Here is a 20,687-nt window from a genome sequence, read left to right as displayed (position 1 = left end):
TGGCTTGTCTCTCGCGCTTTTTTCGTCGAGGCATTCGATTCCAGATTCGCCCTGTGTAGGCCGACCGCTCGTGCGGCTGCGTGCGGCCGGGGCGATTTCCACGCTCCTGCGTTCATGGCCTGTTCGAGCAGCGCGCGGTCGTTCTATCGCGCCACCTGGACGCGAGACGAAATGACTGGCTGTTCCTATATGCAATTCGGCCGATTGTCGACAGACGGACAGCGAGGGGCGCGTTAAATTCGACCCGGTTACTTGCCCCTCATTTCTCAGACAACAGGAGATTCAACGAATGTTCATCGGGTTCATTCCGGTGCTGGTTGCCTTCGTTGCCGCGCTGACTTCGCTACGCAGTCAGAAAGGCGCACGCCTCTTATGGATCATGTGTGCGCTGCTGGTCGTCAGTTGGACCCTGTTCCATGGTCGTCATCATCTGCATGACCTGTCGACGCTGGGGTCGTGGTGATGAAAGTGAACTCGCGACACCTGAACGCTATCGACATCGCAGCACTGCTGGGCATCTGCCTTGTCCTGCTCGAGGCGTTCTACTACCAGCTCGTCAAGGGCGAGCTTCCCTGCGCATTCTGCAATCTCATACGCGTGGGCTTCATGTTGCTCGGCAGCGGCCTGCTGCTGAACCTGCGCTTTGGCACGAACGTCTGGAACTATGTGCTCAGCGCATTTGGCGCCCTGATTGGCAGTCTCATCAGTCTGCTCTTCATGTTCGCCAAAGCGCCGGCGTGGACCACGCCAACCGGTTCAGCCGTTTTCGGGCTGCACATGTATACGTGGACGTACATCCTGTTTACGGCGGCCATCATGTTCTGCACGGTGATGCTAGCCTTCGCTTGTGGAAACCCGGGCTCTGTTCCGGAGCGGGCCAGTGGGCGATATGCGACGTTTCGGTCGATCGTCACGGCTGCGTTCCTCTTCCTCGTTGGCGCCAACCTCGTCTCGGCGTTCCTGCAGAACGGCTTTCACACTTTCAGGGCAGGTGGCCAGAAGCACTATCAGATGCTTTACGACGGAGATGTGATGAAGTCGTGATGAGGCCTCGACGCAAGCGAATCTCGACCTGGGCCATTTTCTTCAGGAAGGCGAACCAGCCTCCTGAATCAGCCAGTCGCGGAATGTGACGAGCTTCGGCAGCGATGCGCACTCTGCGCGATAGACAATGAAGTACGCCAACTCCGAAGCCTGCTCCAACGTCGGGAAGAGCTGGATGAGCCGGCCGGCGGCGAGGTCGTCGCTCGTCATGACGCTTCGCGCCAGCGCCACGCCGTGCCCGTCAATCGCTGCTTGCAGCACCGCCGCCGAATTGTTGATCTGCATGCCTCGCGTCGCATCGACCTTCGCGGCGCCGGCCCGTTGAAGCCAGTCGCCCCAGGACGCAAATCCAATATGCGCGTCGACCGAGAGGTCATGGATGAGCGCCTTGCCCGCCAGGTCATCGGGGCGTTTGAGTTTTCCATTCTTCGCGAGCCAGGCCGGCGAACAGACGGGAAAGATTTTCTCGTCCATCAGCTTTTCGGCGACGAGACCCGGCCAGGCGCCGCGGCCGTATCGCACACCGATGTCGATGCCCTGCGCGGCAAAGTCCACGAGCTTGAGGTTCGTATCCAGACGAACATCGGTCTCCGGGCAGACGGCATGAAAGTGCTCGATTCGAGGTAGCAGCCACTTTGCGGCGAAGGAGGGGCTGACGGCCACGGTCAGCACGCCATTCTTCGAACTCTCGCGCAGGCGGCTCAGCCCGATAGCCAGCCGGTCGAACCCGGCACGGATATCGGGTAGCGCCCGTTCGGCGGTTTCCGTGGGCACAAGCCGGGCTCGACCGCTGGTCTCTCGATGAAACAGGGGCGCACCCAGCCACTCCTCCAGGGAGCGGACAAGCTGTCCTACCGCCGCAGGCGTGACATTGAGTTCGGACGCAGCCGAAGAGAAGCTCTGATGCCGGGCACTGGCTTCGAACGCACGCAGTGCGTTAAGAAAGATGGGCGCTCTCATGAAAGATTTTCTTTGCATCCAGCAAAGAATATAGCAGTTGTGAGCCGCGAGTGAGTTCCGAAAAATGATGACGGGTGCCTTCTTGTGATTTTGTGATCGCGGATGTTTGAGCGAGGGGCGTCTGGAGGCGGTTCGCCGTGCGAGCCGAAGTGACTATGGTTTTTTGCAGGAGAGTTTTATGAGCAGCAATGTACGCGTCACCCCATGGAGGGAGGGCGATGCCGCCCCCGAAGAGCTACTTGCCGGCATGCGTGCGCGTCGGCCCAATGGCGAGCTCATCGGGATCGACCGCGTTCTGCTGAAAAGCGTTCCGCTCGCGACCGGGTGGAATGAGTTGCTGCGCAGGGTTCGCGCCGATTTCAGTCTGGAGCTGGAATATCTCGAGCTCGTTATGCTGCGCGTAGCGGTGCTCAACGGTGCCGACTTCGAATGGAATGTGCACTACCCGGCCTATCTGGCGGCAGGCGGAACCCGCGAGAAGACCGAGGCTCTCAAAGCGGCACACGTCGAGCACGCGGCGTTCAACGTCCATGAAATCGCGCTGATAAAGCTGACCGACCAGTCCACCCGGAACGTTGCGGTGGAGGTCGCCGTCATCGAGGAATTGAAGCGCCTTTTTGGCGAGTCGAAGACGGTGGAAGCCGTCGCGACGGTCGCCGCGTACAACATGGTTTCGCGCTTTCTGGTGGCGCTGGCTGTCTGAAGTCTTGCCGGATGGGGCTCCGGGGCATCCATGAGCTACGCTCACTGCACCATGAGAACATACCATTGTTGCTCAAAATTTCGGGCTGCTACTCTAATCGCAATACGAAGCTACGCCGCGGGCGTACCGTTCTATCGCGAATGGAAGTGACTGTGAAGATTCATCCAGAAATGCAGGGCCGCGGAGCCTCACCCGGAAACCAGAGATCGGTGTTTGACGAGGTCATCGACCGAAAGCACTCCAATTCCCTGAAGTGGGCATTCGGAGAAAGGCTTCTTTCCGCAGACGAACAGGCTGCCGACCCCTTGCCGATGTGGGTCGCGGACATGGACTTCCGCGCGCCCCAGCCGGTAATCGATGCGCTCCATGAGGCAGTCGGGTATGGCGTCTTCGGGTACTCGCGCGGCGCCACCGAGAGCTATGTCGAAGCGGTGACGGCCTGGCAGGCCAGGCGCTTTGGTTGGGACGTGTCCAGCGACTGGGTTCTCCAGTCGAGCGGCATCATTACCGCGCTCAAAAACGCCATCCAGGCCTTTTCGGCGCCGGGCGATTCGGTTCTGATTCAGCCTCCCGTCTACGCCCATTTCCACGACGACGTCCTGCTGAATGGCCGCCGTCTTGCGTACGCACCCCTTGAACGCGTGGGGACGGCATACCGCTTCAACGAGAAGGTATTCGAGGCGGCCATCCAGGATAACACCAGGCTGTTCATCCTTAGCAACCCTCACAATCCAACGGGCAATGTCTGGTCCGAAGGCGAACTGCGTGCGATGGGCGAAATCTGCCTGCGCCGTGGCGTTCTCGTGATTTCGGACGAGATTCACCAGGATCTCGTCATCAACCCGCTCAAGAAGCACGTGCCGTTCGCATCGCTGGATGAAAGGTTTGCCGAAAACAGCATCACCTGCACTGCACCGAGCAAGACATTCAATCTTCCTGGCCTGCAAAGCGCAAACATCTTCGTGCCGAACCGCCGTTTGCGGGAAGCGCTTCATCGCCAGTTCGACCGGAACATGTATCCGGCGGTGAATGTCCTGGGCATGGTCGCGGCAGAGGCAGCCTATTCCCACGGCGAGCCATGGCTCGACGAGTTGCTCGGCTACCTTCGCGAGAACCATGCGCACTTTCGCAGCGCGGTACACAGCATTACCTCGAAGATCGAGGTCTTGCCTGCCGACTCGCTATACCTCTCGTGGATGGATTGCCGCGGTCTCGGCATGGATGCCGATGTCCTGAATAAATTCATGTTGACCAACGCGAGACTCTGGCTCGACAAGGGACAGAAATTCGGCATCGAAGGGCATGGCTACATGCGTGCGAACCTCGGGTGCCCGCGTTCCATCATCGACGAAGCAATCCGCCGTCTGACCACCGCACTCGCGGGACTCTGACAATCGACGGCGCATCCCATCTCGCTTACGACATCACTCGTAAGTGATCAGGATTGCAGAATTAAATACAAGAACAACCGGATATTTATCAGGAGGCGACATGAGCCACAGTAATGACATTCAGACGTACGAACAGGAAGATCTAAAAAGAGACCTGAAAAACAGGCATATCCAGATGATCGCCATCGGCGGCGCAATCGGAACCGGATTGTTTTATGGGTCGTCGTGGGCAATCAAGACGGCCGGGCCGGCCATCCTGCTGGTGTACGTATTGGCTGCCATCGCAATCTATTTCGTGATGCGCGCGCTGGGGGAGATGGCTGTGGAGGAGCCGGTATCCGGCTCGTACGTCTCCTATTCGAACCGCTATATCCATCGATTCGCCGGATTTCTGAACGGCTGGAACGCGTTTATTTTCTTGCTCGCCACGAGTGCCGCCGATTTGAACGCACTCGGAAACTACATGCATTTCTGGTTTCCGGCCATTCCAATCTGGGTGACAGCCGGTGCGGCCGTGTCGCTGATGTTTCTGGTCAATATCATTGGCGTAAAGGTATACGGCGAGGCGGAGTTCTGGTTCGCGCTGGTCAAGGTCATAGCCATCGTGGCAATGATCGCTTTCGGTGTGGGAATGATTGTCTTCGGCATCGGGAACAATGGCGTGCCTATCGGCTATCGCAACCTCGTCGACCACGGCGGGTTCTTTCCCAAGGGGGCCGGCGGAACGTTCCTCGCTATTGTGATGGTTGCCTTCGCATTCGGTGGGGTTGAAAATCTGGGGCTCGCGGCTGGAGAAGCGAAGGACGTCAAGACCACGATGCCCAAGGCCATCAACGCGACGTTCTGGCGCCTGCTGATTTTCTACGTCGGCGCCATCGCCGTCCTGCTGATGGTCTTTCCGTGGACTTCCTTGACGACCAGGGGCAGCCCATTCGTGGAGGTGTTCACGAAAATCGGTATTCCGGCGGCGGCGGGCATTATGAATCTGGTCGTCATCATGGCGGTGCTGTCTGCGGTGAACGCGAGCGTCTTCACCAATAGCCGGACGTTCTACAACCTGTCGCTTCAAAAGAATGCGCCGGCGTTCCTGGGTGTCACGAATAGCCGTAAGGTTCCGCACCGGGCGATCCTGATGGTCTTCGCGACGATGTTCGCGGGCGTGCTGCTGAATTACTTCATGCCCGGGCAGGCCTTCGAACTGTTTTCTTCCGTGACCGTATTCGCGCTGGTCTGTGCGTGGGGCTCGATCGTGATTAGCCACCTCGGGTTCCGGAAAGCCAGGCGGCAGCGGGGCGATGAAGGCCAGATTACGTACAGGATGCCGTTCTATCCGTACAGCAATTACATCGCACTGATTTTTCTGGCGGCGGTACTGGTTGGAATCGCTATTCTGCCGGACATGCGAATCTCACTGGTCGTTTCCGCCGTCTGGGTCTTCGTGGTTTTCGTCGGCTACAAGTTTTATATCAGAAACGAATCGTCGCGCACCAGCGTTAGCGTAGAAACCGGCGACGCAAAGGACATGCTCGCGTGATGACGATTTAACCGGCTTTCTCCGGCGGCTTGCCATGCATGATCGTGGCGAGCCGTTCTTGCCCCGGATTTTACGGTCCTTTCCTTCTGGTGACCGTGGCCGGGTTGTCCCCTGTCTTCGTCGAAGGCGGCGCCGCTTGTGGCGTCACCCGGCCGGCCAGATCATCGCTGCGGCCCCGCATATAGACTTGCGGACTGCTACCCATCTCAAGGCGAAACGCGTAGACAAACGCCGAGGTCGAGCCATATCCGAGCTCCATCGCCGTTCGCGTGACGCCCATCCCTCCGCCCAGCAGTTCAATCGCTCTGAAGAGGCGCATTCGGCGTCGCCACGAACGCAGGCTCATCCCGGTTTCGGCGACAAAGCGCCGGGCAAGGGTGCGCGCCGACATGCCCAATATTCGCCCCCATTCCTCCGGGCCGCGCGTGTCCGCCGGGTCCGCGTAAACTGCTTCGCACAGCACTGCCAGGGATCCATCGCGCGGCCAGGGTAGCGCGGTAGGCAGCGGGCGCGCGCGCCGGAGCTGGTCGAGAATCAAATGCGTGATGCGGCCAGCGTATCCGTCAGGGTCGTCCTGCCCCTCTATCTCGGTCGCTTCGACAATGAGCGCCTTGAGCAGCGGCGAAACAGCAAAGACGCTTGGGCCCGTTCCCGGCAAGGAGTCGCCGGTGTCATCGGCGATCCACAAGCTGCGAAACTCGGCGCCCAGAAGCGAACCGACGCGATGGCGCAGGCCTGTCGGCAGCCACACGGCCTGTTCCGGCGAAATGACGAGAGACCCGGCTTCGGATATGACGGTTAGCGCACCAGATATCGCGTAGACCATCTGATGCCAGTGATGCGAATGCTCGGGGAAAAAGTGGCGGGCGGGGATGAACTGCGCGCGTACCTTCAGGGGAGCCGGGGGCGATACGCCAGCGGGGGCTTCGATGGTTTCCCAATTCATGTCGGTCATCCAGTAGACCGATATTCTATACATCTTGACCATTCGTCGAAATACCGACACGAGAAAAACGGGTCTAATAACGACTCCCTGTACTAAAGCATCGCGCCGTCGGCTATAACGGACTGCCGATGCTCGAACGCCCGCGATTGCCACCGACTGCCACTGGAGTTACCCGCTTTATGTCCCGCCTCGACCGCTACAGCCTGCCACTCTCGACGACTTCCGACCTTGCGGCCGAGCGCTATCAGGCTGGCGTTGACCTGCTTCTGTCGCTGTGGCCCGGCGCCGGGGAGACGCTCGATGAATCGATCGCGGCAGACCCGGATTTTGCGCTCGCCTATGCTGCACGGGCACGTTTGCATGCCATCCGCGCGGAAGTCACGAACGCGCGCGCGAAGATTGCAAAGGCGATGGAACTCGTGCTTCGCAACGGCACGGAGCGTGAACGCAGTCACGTAGAAGTCCTTGCTTTCGCGATCAACGGGCAGGCGCCGAAAGCCCTTGCGGGAGCGCTGGCGCATACGGACCGGTGGCCGCGCGACATCGTCGTCCTGTCGTTGCCGCTTGGCGCATTCGGCCTTTTCGCGTTCTCCGGAATGGCCAATCACGACCAGGCGCGCGTGGACCTCTGCGAGCGTCACGCACGACACTTCGATGCCGACGACTGGTGGTTTCTGACCTATCGGGGCTGGGCGCACGGCGAGAACGGTAACGTTCAACTGGGCCGCGCCCTGACGCAACGCGCACTTGAATTGCGCCGCCACAATGTGAACGCAGCCCATGCAGCTGCGCACGTCTTGTATGAAGCCGGCGCCAACGACGAAGCTGAACGAATGATTGCTGGCTGGCTGCCGGAGTACGAAAAAAGCGGCGTGCTCCATGGCCACATCGCATGGCACGCTGCGCTCATCGCGCTGGAGCGCGGGGACACCGGGCGGGCACTCGCGGTATACAGCGAGCACGTTGCACCGTCCGCCTCAACGGGGGTTCCCATCAATGTCGTGAGCGACACCTCGTCGTTCCTCTGGCGTATGCAGGCGTATGGCCACACCGTCCCTGCGGGGATGTGGGATGACGCCGCGAAGTACGCCTCCGGCTATTTCAAACAGGCCGGATTCGCCTTTGCGGACTTCCACATGGCCCTGGTTGCCGCAGCCACAGGGGATAAGGAAGGGCTCGAGCAGCGCGTCGACTCGCTCCTCGGACTCGTCGAGGCAGGAAGCCTTCCTGCCGGGCCCGTTGTCCCGGCGATTTGCCGGGCGGCCCTTGCATTCGCCGAAGAAAACTACGCGCGTTGTGCGGAAATTCTCGGACCCGTCGCTCACGATGTCGTCCGCATTGGCGGAAGCGGCGCGCAACGCGAGATTGTTGAAGACACGCTTCTCGTCTCGCTCATGCGAAGCGGGGAGATTGCCAGGGCGCGCGCGCTGCTCGACAAGCGGTTGCATCGTCGCCCGTCCCCGCGAGACTCGCGTTGGCTCAGCCAACTGACCGCTGCGTAGGCCGTCTTTCGTCAGATGATGAAATGAGTTCAAACGTATCAATCAGGGCTACCGGGCTACGAAAGCTGCTCGTCGATGGGGCACGCCCGGTGGCCGCAATTTCAATCGCGCAGCTCTTCGGTACCGCGTTGTGGTTCAGTGCCAATAGCACCGCCACCGACCTGATGCGAATCTGGCACGCGAGCGCGGCCGACATCGGGTGGTTGACGAATGCGGTGCAATTGGGATTCATCCTTGGCACCCTCTTCATTTCGTTGAGTGGCGCAGCCGACCGCTTTCGCGCGAGCCGGATTTTCGTCTGCAGTGCAATAGCCGGGGCGGTTTTCAATTTCTGTTTTGCATGGCTTTCGACCGGCCTTGTCAGCGGAGCCGTCTTTCGGTTCGGCGTAGGCGTTTGCCTTGCCGGTATCTATCCAATGGGGATGAAGCTGATAGTTGGCTGGGCGCCGGAGCGCACGGGGCAGGCCCTTGCTCAACTGGTGGCGATGCTCACGCTGGGCACAGCCCTGCCTCATGCGATGCGCGTGTTGGGGGCAGGCTTTCCCTGGCAGCTCATCATTTCCGCCTCGTCGATACTGGCGATGGGTGGCGCTCTCATCATCGCCGCGCTGGGAGACGGACCGCATGCCGCTGTGAGGTCCCGCGGGACGACAGACCCGAATCAATCGGCGGCCCGGCAACCCTCCGTGCTGGTCGCATTCCGGATTCGCGGGTTTCGTGCCGCGACGCTTGGGTACTTCGGCCACATGTGGGAGCTCTACACGTTCTGGACGGCGGTGCCCCTGCTGGTCGCTCGCACTTCGCTGACGACGCATTTTCCCGGCACCCGTGTTTCGGGTTGGTCGTTCATCGTCATCGGCGTAGGCGCCGTGGGCTCCCTGATTGGCGGAACGCTGTCGCGATACATCGGGAGCGCCAGAGTGGCCACCGGCGCGTTGGCGATTTCGGGGCTCTGCGCGCTTGTTTTTTCGCTCGGTTGGCATTACCTCACGCCGGGGGGCGTCGTGGCCTTGCTAATGGTTTGGGGTGCTTCGGTTGTTGCCGATTCGCCCCAATTCTCCGCGCTCGCGGCGAAGGCTTGCCCGCCCGCTCTCGTGGGAAGCGCGCTCGCGATTCAAAACTCAATCGGCTTTGCACTGACCGTGGTATCGATTGCCGCTACGACCACCTTGTTCGAGCACATCGGGCTCGATGCGACCTGGCTCCTCGTGCCAGGCCCGGTACTCGGTCTTGCCGCATTCGCGATGACATCACGAAGCCCGGGTCCGGTAAACGGAGACAGATGATGCTAGACCTCCAGTACCTCTCGATCGTGATGGAAGTCGAGCGCCTCGGCAGTGTCACTGCCGCTGCGGAGCGGTTGAACGTCACGCAGTCAGCGCTCTCGCACATGGTGCGCAAATTCGAGGAGCGGCACGGCGTCAAGCTATGGACGAAGAACGGGCGCGGCCTGCGCTTTACGCAGGCAGGCGAATACTTGCTCGCACTCGCGGAACGCGTGCTTCCCCAGATGGAGCACGCGGAGCGGACGCTCGTTGATTTCGCGGAGGGTCGCAGAGGCGCGCTGCGCGTGGGGATGGAATGCCATCCCTGCCAAAAGTGGCTGACGCGACTGACTCCGCATTATCTGGCTGCCTGGCCGGACGTGGACTTCGACGTGAGGACGGCCTTTCGCTTCGACGGTGTTGCCGCCCTCCTGGGATTTGAAATCGACCTGCTGATTACGCCCGACCCCATCGACGTTCCGGACGTTGTCTTCACTCCGGTAATCGACTACGAGCTGGTTCTGGTGGTCCCGGATGCGCACCGGCTGGCTACGCATGAGTTTGTCTCGCCGAAAGACCTGCTCGATGAGGAGCTCATCACGGTTCCGGTAAGCAAGGAGCGGCTCGACGTCTACACGCGATTTCTCGTGCCCGCCCATTGCAAGCCGAAATTTCACCGAACCGCCGAGCAGACCGACCTGATGCTGCAACTGGTTGCGGCCGGGCGCGGCGTAGCCGTGCTTCCCGAATGGCTGGTGGTCGAGGAAGGAGAGGGGCTTTCCATTCGCACCGTGCGACTCGGCGAGCACGGCATCAACAAGAGCATCAATCTTGGCGTTCGCCGGGGAGAAGAAGGCGTCGCTTACATTGCAGGCTTCCTGGCCCTGGCGCTCGAAATGGGCGTAGCGGTCGGAAGAAACCTTCACAGCTAGCCCGGTCGCCAGGACATATTGCGTCAACGCGCCATCGTGAGCACCATGCGGAATTTGACGTCACCGGAGCGCATCCGTTGATAAGCCTCGTTGGCCCTCTCTAGCGGCATGACTTCAATCATCGGGCGAACGCCGGCCAGAACGCTGAAGTCGAGCGTTTTCTCCTTTTCGCAGGGTGTGCCGGTGATAGAACCCTGGATGCTGCGCTCGCCACCGACGAAGTAGCCGGGTGAAACAGTCAACGGATCCCGACCCGCGCCTAGCAGAATCAAACGGCCTCGGGGAGCCAGTCCGCCGAGCACTTGCGATACCGTATCCGCGTGACCGATGGTGGTTACGATAGCGTGTGCGCCGCCCATGCCGATGAGCGCTGCTGCCGCATCTTCCTTGCTGTTGTCGATGTAGAGGTGCGCTCCCAATGCCTTGGCGTCGTCGGGCGTTTCACTGCCGCGACCGATTGCGACGACCCTGAAGCCCATGCGGCGAGCGTACTGCAATGCCATGTGTCCCAGGCCGCCGATTCCCAGAATAGCCACCGTGTCGCCCGCTTCGGCGCCGCATTTCTTGAGGGCGTTGAACGTGGCGACGCCGGCACACAGGATGGGCGCGGCCTCTTCCGAACCCAGTTCCTCCGGAATTGACACGAGCCCGGTGCTGCGCGCCAGCATCATTTCTGCATAGCCGCCATCGCAAGACGCCCCCAGGACGGGCTGGTTCAGACAGAGCTGGAAGTTGCCCTGCCGGCATTGAGGGCACTCATTGCAGTGGCCGCCAAGCCGGCCCACTCCGACACGCTGGCCAATTTTCCAGATCGACGGTGTGTTTGCTCCTCTGGCGACGATGCGGCCGACAACTTCATGCCCCGGTATTCGCGCATGCGGCGAAGCCGGGCCCGCGTTCTCGATATCGCGTGCATCCGCACCGCAGATTCCGCACGCTTCGACCTCGATCAGCACCTGGCCATCGCCCGGCGTCGGCGTTTCCCTTTCGACCAGCTCCAGGACGCCTGGCCGGGTAATTTGCACTGCTCGATAAACTGATTTCATGACTGCTCCTTCAAATAGACTGTCGTTTTCCCTGTCTCGACGCCGAATGATTGTGCGAGCTTAGTGCTTGAACGCCGCGATGGGCCGCATCGATAGCCCCGGCGAGGTATCCGGGAAACTGCGGTGACCATTCGCTTGCGATACCGGTCAGGCGTTCGCTCCACGAGCCGAGTGGTGCGTTTGCCGCGGGCAGGGCAATGCGTTGCGAAGCGCCTTCGATGTCGCGAATGGTGGCCGTATGGGGATCGCAAGCCCAGTCCTTGATGAATTCCGCTTCAGGTGTTGCGGCGCGTGGGCCAAACAGTCGCGCTAACTGCGTTCGACAATGCATGCGCAGAACCGCTTCCTTCACGTTCCGGCGAACGCCGGCAGGTATGCCGAAGAATCCAAAGAGGGCCGCGTTGCCGCCCTCCGTGGAGGCATCGTGTATCTCTCCGAGCGGGCCGCAAGCGCTGCGAGCCTCGCCGGAGAGGCCCGATTGACGCCAGAACGCGGACGGGTACGTTGCAACATACTTGGCATGGGGCGCCATCCATGTGTCGATACTGCGCCATTGCTGTACCAACGCTTGCGGCAGGGCGGGTTCGAAGCTGATGTTGGACTCGACGAGGCGCGGAGGTAGCGCCAGCAAGACATGGTCGACGCAGGCGGTTCGGAAATTTCCTGCCAGGTCTTCGCTGCTTAATTCCACATCGCGACCTGTGAAGCGAAGGCTGCGCACCGCTTCGCCCGTGAAGACCGATTTTGCGTCGAGCGCTGCGGCTAGCGTGTCGGTCAACGTCGCGATCCCGCCAGCCAGACGCATCGAGACTGGCGCAGTCGTGTAGCCTCGCATTCGCATGGGAGGCTCGCCATGCGAGCGCTCTACCATCATGTCGCCGGTCTGGCGCTGCTCGAAGCTCGTGATGCCGAGGTCGTGGATCAAACCGCCCAGTTGCGGTTGGAGGTCTGGCCAGAACCACGTCGGACCGAGGTCAAGGCGATCCCGTTTTGCGTCGCTCTTGCTCCCGGCGTCTCCGTGCGCCGTAGCGGGAACAGACAGGATTCGTCCTCCGGGCGTTTTACGTGCCTCGAAAACGAGGTAATCGTGAATGCCCCGCTGCTGCAGCAGAAATGCCGCGTAGAGGCCGCTTAAGCCGCCACCGACGACGGCAACACGTGCAGTCTGCATGGTTACCCCTTTAATCCGGCTTCGGTGAGATGGCCAGTCTTGATGTAGAACAGCGCACCCGACTCCCCTGCGGAAAATTCCGGATATTCGCCCGCAGGCAGACGTATCCAGGTGCCGCGCTTGCAGGAGAGACGTCCTGCCTTAACCGCTCCCGCAAGTACCAGCAGTTCCGCCGTGCCCACCTCTCCATCGAACAAGGGTTCGCGAGGAGGGAGCCGATGAAGGGAAACCTGCTCCGTGTCGCCCGAAAACAGCGGACAAACTGCCGCGCGGCCACGGCGTTGCCATGCTGCGCGAGCGTTGGTATCGACGCGTACCCGTTCACTGTCCGTGGGTGGCATTTGCCACAATTTCACGAAGATGATCGCGCCGTCGAGGCTATACGGCTGATGCGATGAGCCGGGCGGATTGCGCAAATACCAACCGGAAGGGTAGTGATCGCGGCCTTCGGAAAAGACGCCTGAAAGGACGAAAATCTCTTCTCCGCCCGGATGCTCATGTAAAGAAAAGCGGGACGCAGGCGCGTAGCGCACGATGCTGGTTGCCCGAGCCCTCTCGCCGCCCAGACGGTCCAGCATCATGCGCTCGACGCCGCCTTGAGGCGACGCAATCCAGCGGTAGTCGGCGGGCGTCATGGTGACACGGCGCGAGAAATCGGCATTGACCAGCATGGGGGGGACTTGAGGTACGGGTGCCTGTCAAGATCCGGCCAGATAGCCAGGCAAAGCCTCTCTGGCCGGTAGCGGGATGAAATTACGCTTTGGACAATTGAGCGTGCGCTTCGATCACGCGCGCCGAATAGACCAGTGCGGGACCAGCGTTCAGCGCGATGGCGACGCCTAGCGCTTCCGTGATTTCTTCGAGTGTGGCGCCATGCTCGACGGCTTTCTTCGTATGCACGGAAATGCATCCGTCACAGCGTGTCGTGACCGCTACGGCAAGCGCAATCAGCTCGTGAATCTTGGGCTCGAGCTTGCCGGTCTTCTCCGCGGCAGCGTCGATGACGCCGAGGCCGCGCATGATTTCGGGAGCCTGCTTTCCATAGTCGCCGACACGTTCCAGCAGCGCGCTGCGATAGGCATTCCAGTCTTTCATCATGGACGTTTCTCCGGTGAGGGGCGTGACACCGCGTTTATTGAGCGATGCGAATCAAGCGACTTGATAGATGCGCACTTCAGGCTCGGCGGCCAGAAGGGGGCGAAGCTCGCCGACGACGTCATTGGCGAACAACTCGCTCGTCAAATAGGCTCTGGCATTCTTAACGCTGTCGAAGCCATGCAATACCTGTACGTCTTCTTCGCGTATCAGCAGGTCTTTCGACTTCGCGCCGACGATGGTGTTGAGGAACGGCGCTTTGTACTCCCGATAGACTTTGGCAGCCGCCGCGCGATTGGCTTCGGGAATTTTGAGAGTGATCTGCAACCAGGCCATGGAACATCTCCTTGTTCTAGAGGTAGAGATGGCTCGCGCTCGCCTGCCGCGCTGCGAAGCGGCCGTAAAGCGTCGATGCCGACGGGTTTGAGGAACGCAAGCCTTGCTTCCACGACATTCTTCACGTGTCCCGTCGTTCCGGCAAAGGAGATAATGTGTCAGCGTCCGAAAGAAAAACTTTCTCGCTGCGCATTTTCTGGCTGCAACGGACTTTTGGCCCGACTAGTCTAACTACGCGGCTCCATAACCGAGCCGCGTTGCCGCGTTTTGCGCGAGCGCCAGAAGCTTGGCGTCGGTCGGCGGGGTGTTCGGGACGATGTAGAGATCGGCGAGGTCGGTAACGGGGTCGCTGAACGGTGTGGGCGTGCGGCGCTGCGCGTGCAGAAAATTCCTGAGCGCAGACGGGTCGGCCAATGCAAGAAAGTCGCCGAGGCTTGCAATCGTGGCATCCGGATCCTCGACGAGACTGCGATAGGCAATCGTCAACCGCTGGTTCGCGGGTACTTCGTCGAAGAAGTCGAGTATTTCCGTCACATACTGCCCCCAGACTCGAACGCCGTCGTCGACGGACCCGATCCAGCGCTTGCGCACGAGAGAGTTGGCCACGCGCGCGGGATCGCGATGAATATGGATGAAGCGCGCATGCGGCAACAATTCGCGTATCAACCGAAGGCACGAGCCCGAACGCGGCAGGCGTTCGATTGAGCCAAGGCGGCCGGAAAGCAGGGTGGGGTCCGCATAGGGGGGATGCTTGTCCCCCCAGATAGGCGCCGCGATCTGGAGCGCCTCGCGGTAAAAGCGCTCGACCCAAGGGCCCAGCGTGCTATTGCCGAAGCGGACAAGCGACTCCCGGTGGGCGGGACTGAGCAGATCCGGGCGGCGGCTGCCGATGTCCAGCGTCTCCTTCAGCAGTGCGAAGATCCGGCATTCGTTGGTCAGATGGATAAGCGGGTGCTCGTTCAGGACAGAACAAAGAAAGGTCGTTCCCGAGCGGGGCGCACCGACGATAAAGAGGGGGAACGAATCCATTTGCGCCTCTCGTTCTCTGTTGCGCTCATCCTACGCGTCTGTGATGGCGCGGAACTGACGCCGTGATGACACGGCGGAAGGCGAAGGCGAGAAGGGCGCGAGCAGGCGGCGTGCCTGAAGGATTCGCTTAAATCGCTTGAATGTTTCGCAGGAGCCCTGGTGGCTTCGCGCGCGTTGGGCCGGGCGCCGCCGCGCACAATCGTTCAAGACGCTTCGCGCCCGCTTCGCCTAAGCTCGGCTGAAATCCACCGTAACGGAGCCGTCATGGACATCGATTCTTCCCGCACGCCCGAGCGGCGCGGCCAAGGTCAGACGATCGACCTGCTCGACAAGATTCGCCGGATCGAGGGGCACTGGCAGCCGCGCGTCGTTGCCGAAATGAACGACTATCAGTTCAAGGTCGTAAAGCTGCTCGGCGATTTCATCTGGCACACGCATAGCGACACCGACGAGACGTTCATCGTGCTCGAAGGGACCTTGCGCATCGATCTGCGCGACGGGGCGATCGAACTGCGGGCGGGCGAGATGGCCGTGGTGCCTAAGGGCGTCGAGCACAAGCCGTATGCGCAGGCGGAGGTGAAGCTGTTGCTGATCGAACCGCGCGGTGTGGTCAATACCGGCGAAACGGAAAACGACAGGACGGTCGAAAACGACATCTGGATATGAGACCCGGAGTGCAATAAACAGCGCGATAAGCAGCGCAATAAGCACCGCTGGCCGGCGCATGGGCCGTCGCGCCGCTTCGTGTACAGTTCCGCTTGACGCATGACTGCTTTCACGCAACGGCCCATGATACGACTGGAAGATCTCGTCATTTTCATCAGCGCGGTAGACCACGGGAGTCTTTCGGCTGCCGCGCGGCAACTGGACCTCACGCCCGCGGTTGCCAGTGCGGGCCTCAAGCGCCTCGAAGCGGAGCTGGGCACGCGCCTCATCGCACGATCGACGCGCAGCCTGCGCCTGACGCCCGACGGCGAAGGCTATCTCCGGTACGCGCGCAACGTGATCGAGCAGGTGGAGGCAGGCCAGAACGCCGTGGCGCACGGACGCAAAACGATAGGCGGCACCGTGTCGCTTTCGGTGCCCTCCGATCTGGGCCGGAACGTGCTCGCCGTCTGGCTCGACGAATTCCAGTCGCAGCACCCGGCCGTTTCGTTGCAGGTGCATCCCGGCGACAGCGTGACCGACATGTTCCGTGCGCCGATCGCGCTCGCGATCCGCTATGGCGTGCCCGAAGACTCCACGCTGGTGGCGCTGCCGCTCGTGCCCGAAAACCGCCGCGTGCTCTGCGCCTCGCCCGACTATTTCGCGCGGCACGGGCGCCCCGGGTCGCCCGCCGCGCTCGCGCAGCACAACTGCCTGTGCTATGCGTTGAGCGACACGCTGCATGACCGCTGGACCTTCTCCAGGAATGGTGAAGCGACGGTCGTGAACGTGCGCGGCGACCGCAGCAGCGATGACGGCGAACTCGTGCGCCGCTGGGCGCTGGCGGGACGGGGCGTCGCCTACAAGTCGCGGCTGGACGTGCTGGCCGACCTCAAGGCGGGGCGTCTCGAAGCGACGCTGACCGATTTCGAGGGCGAGAGCGCGCCGCTGCATCTCGTCTGCGCGCACCGGACCATGCTCTCGCCGACTGTCAACGCGCTGCGCGACCTGCTGCGCGAGCGCCTTTCCACCTACGCCGCCTGAAGCTCTGCAGTCCCGCTGGCGTTGGATTCGGCGGCGATTTTCAATTTCTGTTTGAAGCTGATTCCTCGCTACGCCGCTTTCCGGGCCGGGCGCGCTGACCGATGATCGAGCCGTGACGGACGGAATGGCCGGCGTGGACTGATTCACGAGGCCAGGGCGTCCGGCTTCCCAACATTGTTAGCTGGAGGTATCGACCATGAAGGCCGTTGGCTACTATCGCAATCTGCCCATCGGCGATCCGGAATCGCTCGTGGATCTCGAACTGCCGGAGCCCGCGCCCGGTCCGCACGACCTGCTGGTCGAAGTGCATGCGGTGTCGGTCAATCCGGTCGACACCAAGGTGCGCGCGAGGATGGCGCCCGAGGGCGGCCAGCCGAAGGTGATCGGCTGGGACGCGAGCGGCGTGGTGCGCGCCATCGGCCGCGACGTGACGCTGTTCAAGCCCGGCGACCGCGTGTGGTACGCCGGCTCGCTGCTGCGGCCGGGCACCAATAGCGAGCTGCATGCCGTCGACGAGCGCCTTGTCGGCCCCATGCCGCAGACGCTCGGCTTTGCGCAGGCGGCGGCGCTGCCGCTCACGAGCATCACGGCCTGGGAGCTGCTGTTCGACCGGCTGAAGGTGCCCCAGAGCACGGCGGGCACGGCGCCCACCGGCGAGACGCTGCTCGTGATCGGTGCGGCCGGTGGGGTGGGCTCGATCCTCGTGCAGCTCGCGCGCAAGCTGACCGGCTTGACGGTGATCGGCACGGCGTCGCGGCCCGAGACGACGCAGTGGGTGACCGACCTCGGCGCGCATCACGTGATCGACCATACGAAGCCACTTTCGCAGGAGCTCAGGCGCATCGGCTTCGAGGGCGTGGACTTTATCGCGAGCCTCAATCAGACCGACCGCCATTTCGACGAGATCGTGGCATCGATCAATCCTCAGGGGCATCTCGCGCTGATCGACGACCCCGAGATCTTCGACTTCCGCAAGCTCAAGACGAAGAGCGTCGCGCTGCACTGGGAATTCATGTACACGCGCTCGATGTTTTCGACGAAGGATCAGATCGAACAGCACCGCCTGCTCGCCCGGGTCGCTTCGCTGATCGACGAAGGCGTGCTGCGCACGACGTTCAACGAGAGCTTCGGGACCATCAACGCCGCAAACCTGCGCCGGGCGCACGAGCTCGTGGAAAGCAACCGGGCGCGCGGCAAGCTGGTGCTCGAAGGCTTCTGAGCGCGGCGGCGCTTACGGGTGTTTATGGGCGGTTGAGATAGCGCGGCAGCGCCGCGATATCCTGCTTGCGCAGCGGCTTGCTGTAGAGGAAGCCCTGGGCGACCTGGCAGCCGTGAGCATCGAGAAATGCGGCCTGCTCCATCGTCTCGACGCCTTCCGCCACGACCTGCTGCCCAAGGCAGCGGGCGATGGAGAGAATCGCCTTGACGAGTTCGGCATGACGCCGGTCCGTGGTGACGCGTTGCACGAACGTACGGTCGATCTTGATTGTGTCGATCGGAAAGCGCGCCAGATAGGCGAGCGCGGAGTAGCCGGTGCCGAAGTCGTCGATGGCGATCGATAGCCCCATGTTCTTGAACGCCAGGAGCGTGCCGGTTACCGTGTCGTCTTCTTCCAGCAGCAGGCTTTCGGTGATCTCGAACTCCAGCCATTCGGGCCGGCAGCCGGTTTCGTCGAGGATCTCCTTCACCGTCGTCGCCAGGTCGCGAAACTGGAACTGCCGCGCGGACAGGTTGATGGCCACTTTGTGACGCGTCTTGCCGCCGGCATTCCATTCGGAGGCCGAACGACAGGCTTCGCGCAGCACCCATTTTCCGAGATCGCCGATCAGGCCCGTTTCCTCCGCCACCGGCACGAACTGCACGGGCGACACGTAGCCCACGCCGGGCCGGTTCCATCTCAACAGCGCTTCGGAGCCGATCACTTCTGCGTCGCGAAACAAGACCTGAGGCTGGTAATGCAGTTCGAGTTCGCCTTGATCGATTGCGCGGCGAAGCTCCGATTCCAGCAGCAGATGCGCGGTCGCTTCGACGGTCAGTTCTTTCGTGTAGAAGCGAAAACCTCGCCGGCCCGAGCGCTTCGCGAGGTACATGGCCGAATCCGCGTACTTCAGCAGGTCTTCGGCGTCGGTACTGTCGACGGGATATAGCGCGATGCCAAGGCTGCACGAAACGAAGACCTCTCTACCGTCCAGCAGAAAGCGTTCGTCGAGCCGCTTGATGATCCTGGCGGAAATCTGTTCGAGGAGGCAGCGCTCGCGAATCCCGGGCAGCAGCACGGCGAACTCGTCGCCGCCGAAACGCGCGACCGTGTCGCCGGGGCGCACGCAGCCCAGCAGGCGCACCGCCGCTTCGCGCAACAGCTCGTCGCCCACCGCGTGACCCATCGTGTCGTTGACGCCCTTGAAGCGGTCCATGTCGATCATCATCACGGCCGTCAACTGGCCCGGCGTGCTGACGGCGATGGCTTGACGCAGGTACTCGTTGAACCGGGCGCGATTCGGCAGCGCCGTCAACGCGTCGAAATACGCCATGCGATGAATTTTCTCCCGCGAGGCGTGAAGTTCCGTGATGTCGCGCCCCACGGCAAGGACCGTTTCCACCGTGCCGTTCGCTCCAAGCTCCGCGGTGAGTCTGATGAGGTGGCATAGCTGCCTGCCGCCGGGCTCGCCCCAGCTCAATTCGAATTCCTGGTCGCGTGCCGTGGTGAAAACCGCTTCCAACTGATGCTCGTAAAGCTCCATGTTGGTGCCGCCCGGCGATTCGGCCGGGGTTTTGCCGATCAGGGCCGCCGCGCCGCCCGAGAGGAGCGAGGCGAAAGTCGGATTGACGTAGATGCGCCGAAAATCCCTGCTATAGCGTGCCACCGTATCGGGCGAGTGCTCGACGAGGGTTCTGAATTCGCGCTCGCGCCGGGCCAGGGTTTCGTCGGCGCGGCGCCGCTCGGTCATGTCGCGCGCCACGCCAAGCACGCCTGTCACGGTACCGCGCGCGTCGAGCACCGGTAGCCGGCGGGTTTCGAGCAAGGCCCGTTCGCCCGTTGCCGGGGAGACCACCCATTCGTCATTGACGCAAACACGCATTGCGTCGATGGCCGCCTTTTCACGTTCGTGAAAGAAGTCGGCCATCTCGGCTTCGTAGAACGCGTAGTCGGTTCTCCCGAGAATTTCGGCTTTCGACTTGCCCACAAAGCGCTCGACACCGTGATTGCAGAGCATGAAGACGCCCGCCGTGCTCTTCAGCCACACCATGTCGGGAATGGTGTGCAGCACGTTCATCAGTTGCGCGCGCGCTTCGGAGAGCTCCCGCGCCTTGTCTTCGAGGCGCTTGTTGAGCTGGAGAATTTTTTCGTACTGGGCACGCTGTTCGCCTTCCGCGCGCTTGCGCTCGGTGATGTCCTGAATCGCGCCGATCAGGCCGGCCTGGCGGCCTTCGCCATCGTGGAAAACGGCCTTGCTGAACTCCACGTCGCGCACTTCGCGCCGCGCGTTTCGGACCTTGAATTCGTATTGCTGGATGCCGCCGCTCGTGAAGAGCGCTTCGTCCATGTCGAAATAGGTTTGCGCCAGTTCGCGCGGGCTGGTTTCGAAGACGGTCTTGCCGACGAATTGCTGCTTCGGCACGCCAAGAAATGCTTCGAACGCCTTGTTTAGATGCAGATACCGTCCTTCGCGGTCCTTCGAGAAAACAGGAATGGGAATGGTATCGAGCAGGGATTCAAGGAAGGATTCCCGTTCGCGCAGCTTGGCCTCCGCGCGTTTGCGCGCGGTGACGTCGAACCAGATCGCCAGCACGCCGGGCGTGCTGCCCTTGACCGGGTCGCTGACGAACTGCACGACATAGTGCTCGCAGCGTCCCGCGGGCATGCCGTCGAACGACAGTTCGAGCTCCCGAGCGACACCGGTGGTGGCGACTTCGAGAATGGCGTCGAGGTAGCGCCGCAGCGTTTGCGGCGACAGCAGCTCGGCCTCCGTGTACAGCCGCGGCCCGGGTTCGGATGCGGCGCTCATCGTGGCGATTGCCGCGCGATTCAGGTGGCGCCGTCGA

At 61.8% G+C, this 20,687-nt stretch carries 20 protein-coding genes; 11 read left to right on the top strand and 9 right to left on the bottom strand.

The annotated features are described in order from the left end of the window. Positions 1 to 289 precede the first annotated feature (289 nt). Together V8683_RS15780 and V8683_RS15775 are read left to right on the top strand one after the other, a co-directional pair. A complete protein-coding gene (locus V8683_RS15780) occupies positions 290 to 463 on the top strand; it encodes a hypothetical protein (protein ID WP_411192675.1) in 174 nt (57 codons plus the stop codon). Positions 464 to 468: 5 nt separating this feature from the next. Then, positions 469 to 1,044 carry a disulfide bond formation protein B gene (locus V8683_RS15775; RefSeq protein ID WP_411192677.1) on the top strand — a complete coding sequence of 192 codons (576 nt, stop codon included), beginning with the start codon at positions 469 to 471 and terminating at the stop codon, positions 1,042 to 1,044. Between the two features lie 42 nt (positions 1,045 to 1,086). Here V8683_RS15775 and gcvA read toward each other — a convergent pair whose 3' ends face one another. Then, entirely contained in the window at positions 1,087 to 2,004 is a 918-nt protein-coding gene (gene gcvA, locus V8683_RS15770) for a transcriptional regulator GcvA (protein ID WP_411192679.1), read from the bottom strand. Between the two features lie 178 nt (positions 2,005 to 2,182). On the opposite strand from gcvA, the gene V8683_RS15765 reads away from it, so the two are divergent. From V8683_RS15765 to V8683_RS15755, 3 genes are all read left to right on the top strand, one after another. Beyond that, the gene (locus V8683_RS15765; protein WP_411192680.1) at positions 2,183 to 2,707 is read left to right on the top strand and encodes a carboxymuconolactone decarboxylase family protein; all 525 of its coding nucleotides are present in this window, start codon (positions 2,183 to 2,185) and stop codon (positions 2,705 to 2,707) included. Positions 2,708 to 2,847: 140 nt separating this feature from the next. Then, positions 2,848 to 4,098, top strand: coding sequence for a MalY/PatB family protein (locus tag V8683_RS15760; RefSeq protein WP_411192681.1), 1,251 nt, complete (start codon positions 2,848 to 2,850; stop codon positions 4,096 to 4,098). Positions 4,099 to 4,198: 100 nt separating this feature from the next. Further along, positions 4,199 to 5,632 carry an amino acid permease gene (locus tag V8683_RS15755; RefSeq protein ID WP_411192682.1) on the top strand — a complete coding sequence of 478 codons (1,434 nt, stop codon included), beginning with the start codon at positions 4,199 to 4,201 and terminating at the stop codon, positions 5,630 to 5,632. Positions 5,633 to 5,702: 70 nt separating this feature from the next. Here the strand turns inward: V8683_RS15755 and V8683_RS15750 are convergent, their stop codons facing one another. Continuing rightward, positions 5,703 to 6,620: an AraC family transcriptional regulator gene (locus V8683_RS15750; RefSeq protein ID WP_411192683.1), complete on the bottom strand. Its 918-nt coding sequence runs from the start codon at positions 6,618 to 6,620 to the stop codon at positions 5,703 to 5,705. 137 nt (positions 6,621 to 6,757) lie between these two features. Here V8683_RS15750 and V8683_RS15745 point away from each other — a divergent pair, with 137 nt between their 5' ends. From V8683_RS15745 to V8683_RS15735, 3 genes are read left to right on the top strand one after another with little or no spacing between them, the layout of a single operon-like run. Beyond that, positions 6,758 to 8,080: a tetratricopeptide repeat protein gene (locus V8683_RS15745; RefSeq protein WP_411192684.1), complete on the top strand. Its 1,323-nt coding sequence runs from the start codon at positions 6,758 to 6,760 to the stop codon at positions 8,078 to 8,080. A 23-nt stretch (positions 8,081 to 8,103) separates the two neighbouring features. Beyond that, positions 8,104 to 9,366, top strand: a complete 1,263-nt coding sequence (locus V8683_RS15740) for an MFS transporter (RefSeq protein ID WP_411192685.1) — start codon at positions 8,104 to 8,106, stop codon at positions 9,364 to 9,366. After that, positions 9,366 to 10,277, top strand: a complete 912-nt coding sequence (locus V8683_RS15735; RefSeq protein ID WP_411193500.1) for a LysR family transcriptional regulator — start codon at positions 9,366 to 9,368, stop codon at positions 10,275 to 10,277. Before V8683_RS15740 ends, V8683_RS15735 begins: the two co-directional genes overlap by 1 nt. 23 nt (positions 10,278 to 10,300) lie before the next feature. Here V8683_RS15735 and V8683_RS15730 read toward each other — a convergent pair whose 3' ends face one another. The 6 genes from V8683_RS15730 to V8683_RS15705 form a co-directional block, all read right to left on the bottom strand. Further along, on the bottom strand, positions 10,301 to 11,323 hold the full coding sequence (locus V8683_RS15730; RefSeq protein WP_411192686.1) for an alcohol dehydrogenase: 1,023 nt from the start codon (positions 11,321 to 11,323) through the stop codon (positions 10,301 to 10,303). Between the two features lie 10 nt (positions 11,324 to 11,333). Then, the gene (locus tag V8683_RS15725) at positions 11,334 to 12,494 is read right to left on the bottom strand and encodes a flavin monoamine oxidase family protein (protein WP_411192687.1); all 1,161 of its coding nucleotides are present in this window, start codon (positions 12,492 to 12,494) and stop codon (positions 11,334 to 11,336) included. A gap of 2 nt (positions 12,495 to 12,496) precedes the next feature. Beyond that, complete coding sequence (locus V8683_RS15720; RefSeq protein WP_411192688.1) at positions 12,497 to 13,165, bottom strand: cupin domain-containing protein; 669 nt, start codon at positions 13,163 to 13,165, stop codon at positions 12,497 to 12,499. An 82-nt stretch (positions 13,166 to 13,247) separates the two neighbouring features. Further along, a complete protein-coding gene (locus V8683_RS15715) occupies positions 13,248 to 13,592 on the bottom strand; it encodes a carboxymuconolactone decarboxylase family protein (protein WP_411192689.1) in 345 nt (114 codons plus the stop codon). Between the two features lie 51 nt (positions 13,593 to 13,643). Then, a complete protein-coding gene (locus tag V8683_RS15710; protein WP_411192690.1) occupies positions 13,644 to 13,925 on the bottom strand; it encodes a hypothetical protein in 282 nt (93 codons plus the stop codon). Between the two features lie 231 nt (positions 13,926 to 14,156). Next, on the bottom strand, positions 14,157 to 14,954 hold the full coding sequence (locus V8683_RS15705) for a sulfotransferase family protein (RefSeq protein ID WP_411192691.1): 798 nt from the start codon (positions 14,952 to 14,954) through the stop codon (positions 14,157 to 14,159). Positions 14,955 to 15,218: 264 nt separating this feature from the next. On the opposite strand from V8683_RS15705, the gene V8683_RS15700 reads away from it, so the two are divergent. The 3 genes from V8683_RS15700 to V8683_RS15690 all read left to right on the top strand — a co-directional run bounded on the left by V8683_RS15700 (position 15,219) and on the right by V8683_RS15690 (position 17,862). After that, on the top strand, positions 15,219 to 15,620 hold the full coding sequence (locus tag V8683_RS15700) for a cupin domain-containing protein (protein WP_411192692.1): 402 nt from the start codon (positions 15,219 to 15,221) through the stop codon (positions 15,618 to 15,620). Positions 15,621 to 15,743: 123 nt separating this feature from the next. Then, positions 15,744 to 16,643 carry a LysR family transcriptional regulator gene (locus tag V8683_RS15695; RefSeq protein ID WP_411192693.1) on the top strand — a complete coding sequence of 300 codons (900 nt, stop codon included), beginning with the start codon at positions 15,744 to 15,746 and terminating at the stop codon, positions 16,641 to 16,643. 196 nt (positions 16,644 to 16,839) lie between these two features. Continuing rightward, positions 16,840 to 17,862 (top strand): zinc-binding alcohol dehydrogenase family protein, encoded by a 1,023-nt coding sequence (locus V8683_RS15690; protein WP_411192694.1) that lies wholly within the window; start codon positions 16,840 to 16,842, stop codon positions 17,860 to 17,862. Between the two features lie 22 nt (positions 17,863 to 17,884). Here the strand turns inward: V8683_RS15690 and V8683_RS15685 are convergent, their stop codons facing one another. Then, on the bottom strand, positions 17,885 to 20,650 hold the full coding sequence (locus V8683_RS15685; protein ID WP_411192695.1) for a sensor domain-containing protein: 2,766 nt from the start codon (positions 20,648 to 20,650) through the stop codon (positions 17,885 to 17,887). Positions 20,651 to 20,687 lie beyond the last annotated feature (37 nt).

This window comes from Paraburkholderia sp. AV2, assembly GCF_054968425.1.
The sequence above is the reverse complement of the archived record's forward strand: the minus strand, read 5'-3'. Positions and strand labels throughout refer to the sequence as shown.

What these genes read in the sequence shown, in the direction of transcription:
- V8683_RS15720 (WP_411192688.1), bottom strand. Translation starts at nt 13,165, where the DNA reads ATGCTGGTCAATGCCGATTTCTCGCGCCGTGTCACCATGACGCCCGCC.
- V8683_RS15695 (WP_411192693.1), top strand. Translation starts at nt 15,744, where the DNA reads ATGATACGACTGGAAGATCTCGTCATTTTCATCAGCGCGGTAGACCAC.
- V8683_RS15760 (WP_411192681.1), top strand. Translation starts at nt 2,848, where the DNA reads ATGGAAGTGACTGTGAAGATTCATCCAGAAATGCAGGGCCGCGGAGCC.
- V8683_RS15705 (WP_411192691.1), bottom strand. Translation starts at nt 14,954, where the DNA reads ATGGATTCGTTCCCCCTCTTTATCGTCGGTGCGCCCCGCTCGGGAACG.
- V8683_RS15765 (WP_411192680.1), top strand. Translation starts at nt 2,183, where the DNA reads ATGAGCAGCAATGTACGCGTCACCCCATGGAGGGAGGGCGATGCCGCC.
- V8683_RS15735 (WP_411193500.1), top strand. Translation starts at nt 9,366, where the DNA reads ATGCTAGACCTCCAGTACCTCTCGATCGTGATGGAAGTCGAGCGCCTC.
- V8683_RS15745 (WP_411192684.1), top strand. Translation starts at nt 6,758, where the DNA reads ATGTCCCGCCTCGACCGCTACAGCCTGCCACTCTCGACGACTTCCGAC.
- V8683_RS15730 (WP_411192686.1), bottom strand. Translation starts at nt 11,323, where the DNA reads ATGAAATCAGTTTATCGAGCAGTGCAAATTACCCGGCCAGGCGTCCTG.
- V8683_RS15715 (WP_411192689.1), bottom strand. Translation starts at nt 13,592, where the DNA reads ATGATGAAAGACTGGAATGCCTATCGCAGCGCGCTGCTGGAACGTGTC.
- V8683_RS15690 (WP_411192694.1), top strand. Translation starts at nt 16,840, where the DNA reads ATGAAGGCCGTTGGCTACTATCGCAATCTGCCCATCGGCGATCCGGAA.
- V8683_RS15780 (WP_411192675.1), top strand. Translation starts at nt 290, where the DNA reads ATGTTCATCGGGTTCATTCCGGTGCTGGTTGCCTTCGTTGCCGCGCTG.
- V8683_RS15710 (WP_411192690.1), bottom strand. Translation starts at nt 13,925, where the DNA reads ATGGCCTGGTTGCAGATCACTCTCAAAATTCCCGAAGCCAATCGCGCG.
- V8683_RS15755 (WP_411192682.1), top strand. Translation starts at nt 4,199, where the DNA reads ATGAGCCACAGTAATGACATTCAGACGTACGAACAGGAAGATCTAAAA.
- V8683_RS15725 (WP_411192687.1), bottom strand. Translation starts at nt 12,494, where the DNA reads ATGCAGACTGCACGTGTTGCCGTCGTCGGTGGCGGCTTAAGCGGCCTC.
- V8683_RS15700 (WP_411192692.1), top strand. Translation starts at nt 15,219, where the DNA reads ATGGACATCGATTCTTCCCGCACGCCCGAGCGGCGCGGCCAAGGTCAG.
- V8683_RS15685 (WP_411192695.1), bottom strand. Translation starts at nt 20,650, where the DNA reads ATGAGCGCCGCATCCGAACCCGGGCCGCGGCTGTACACGGAGGCCGAG.
- V8683_RS15750 (WP_411192683.1), bottom strand. Translation starts at nt 6,620, where the DNA reads ATGGTCAAGATGTATAGAATATCGGTCTACTGGATGACCGACATGAAT.
- V8683_RS15740 (WP_411192685.1), top strand. Translation starts at nt 8,104, where the DNA reads ATGAGTTCAAACGTATCAATCAGGGCTACCGGGCTACGAAAGCTGCTC.
- gcvA (WP_411192679.1), bottom strand. Translation starts at nt 2,004, where the DNA reads ATGAGAGCGCCCATCTTTCTTAACGCACTGCGTGCGTTCGAAGCCAGT.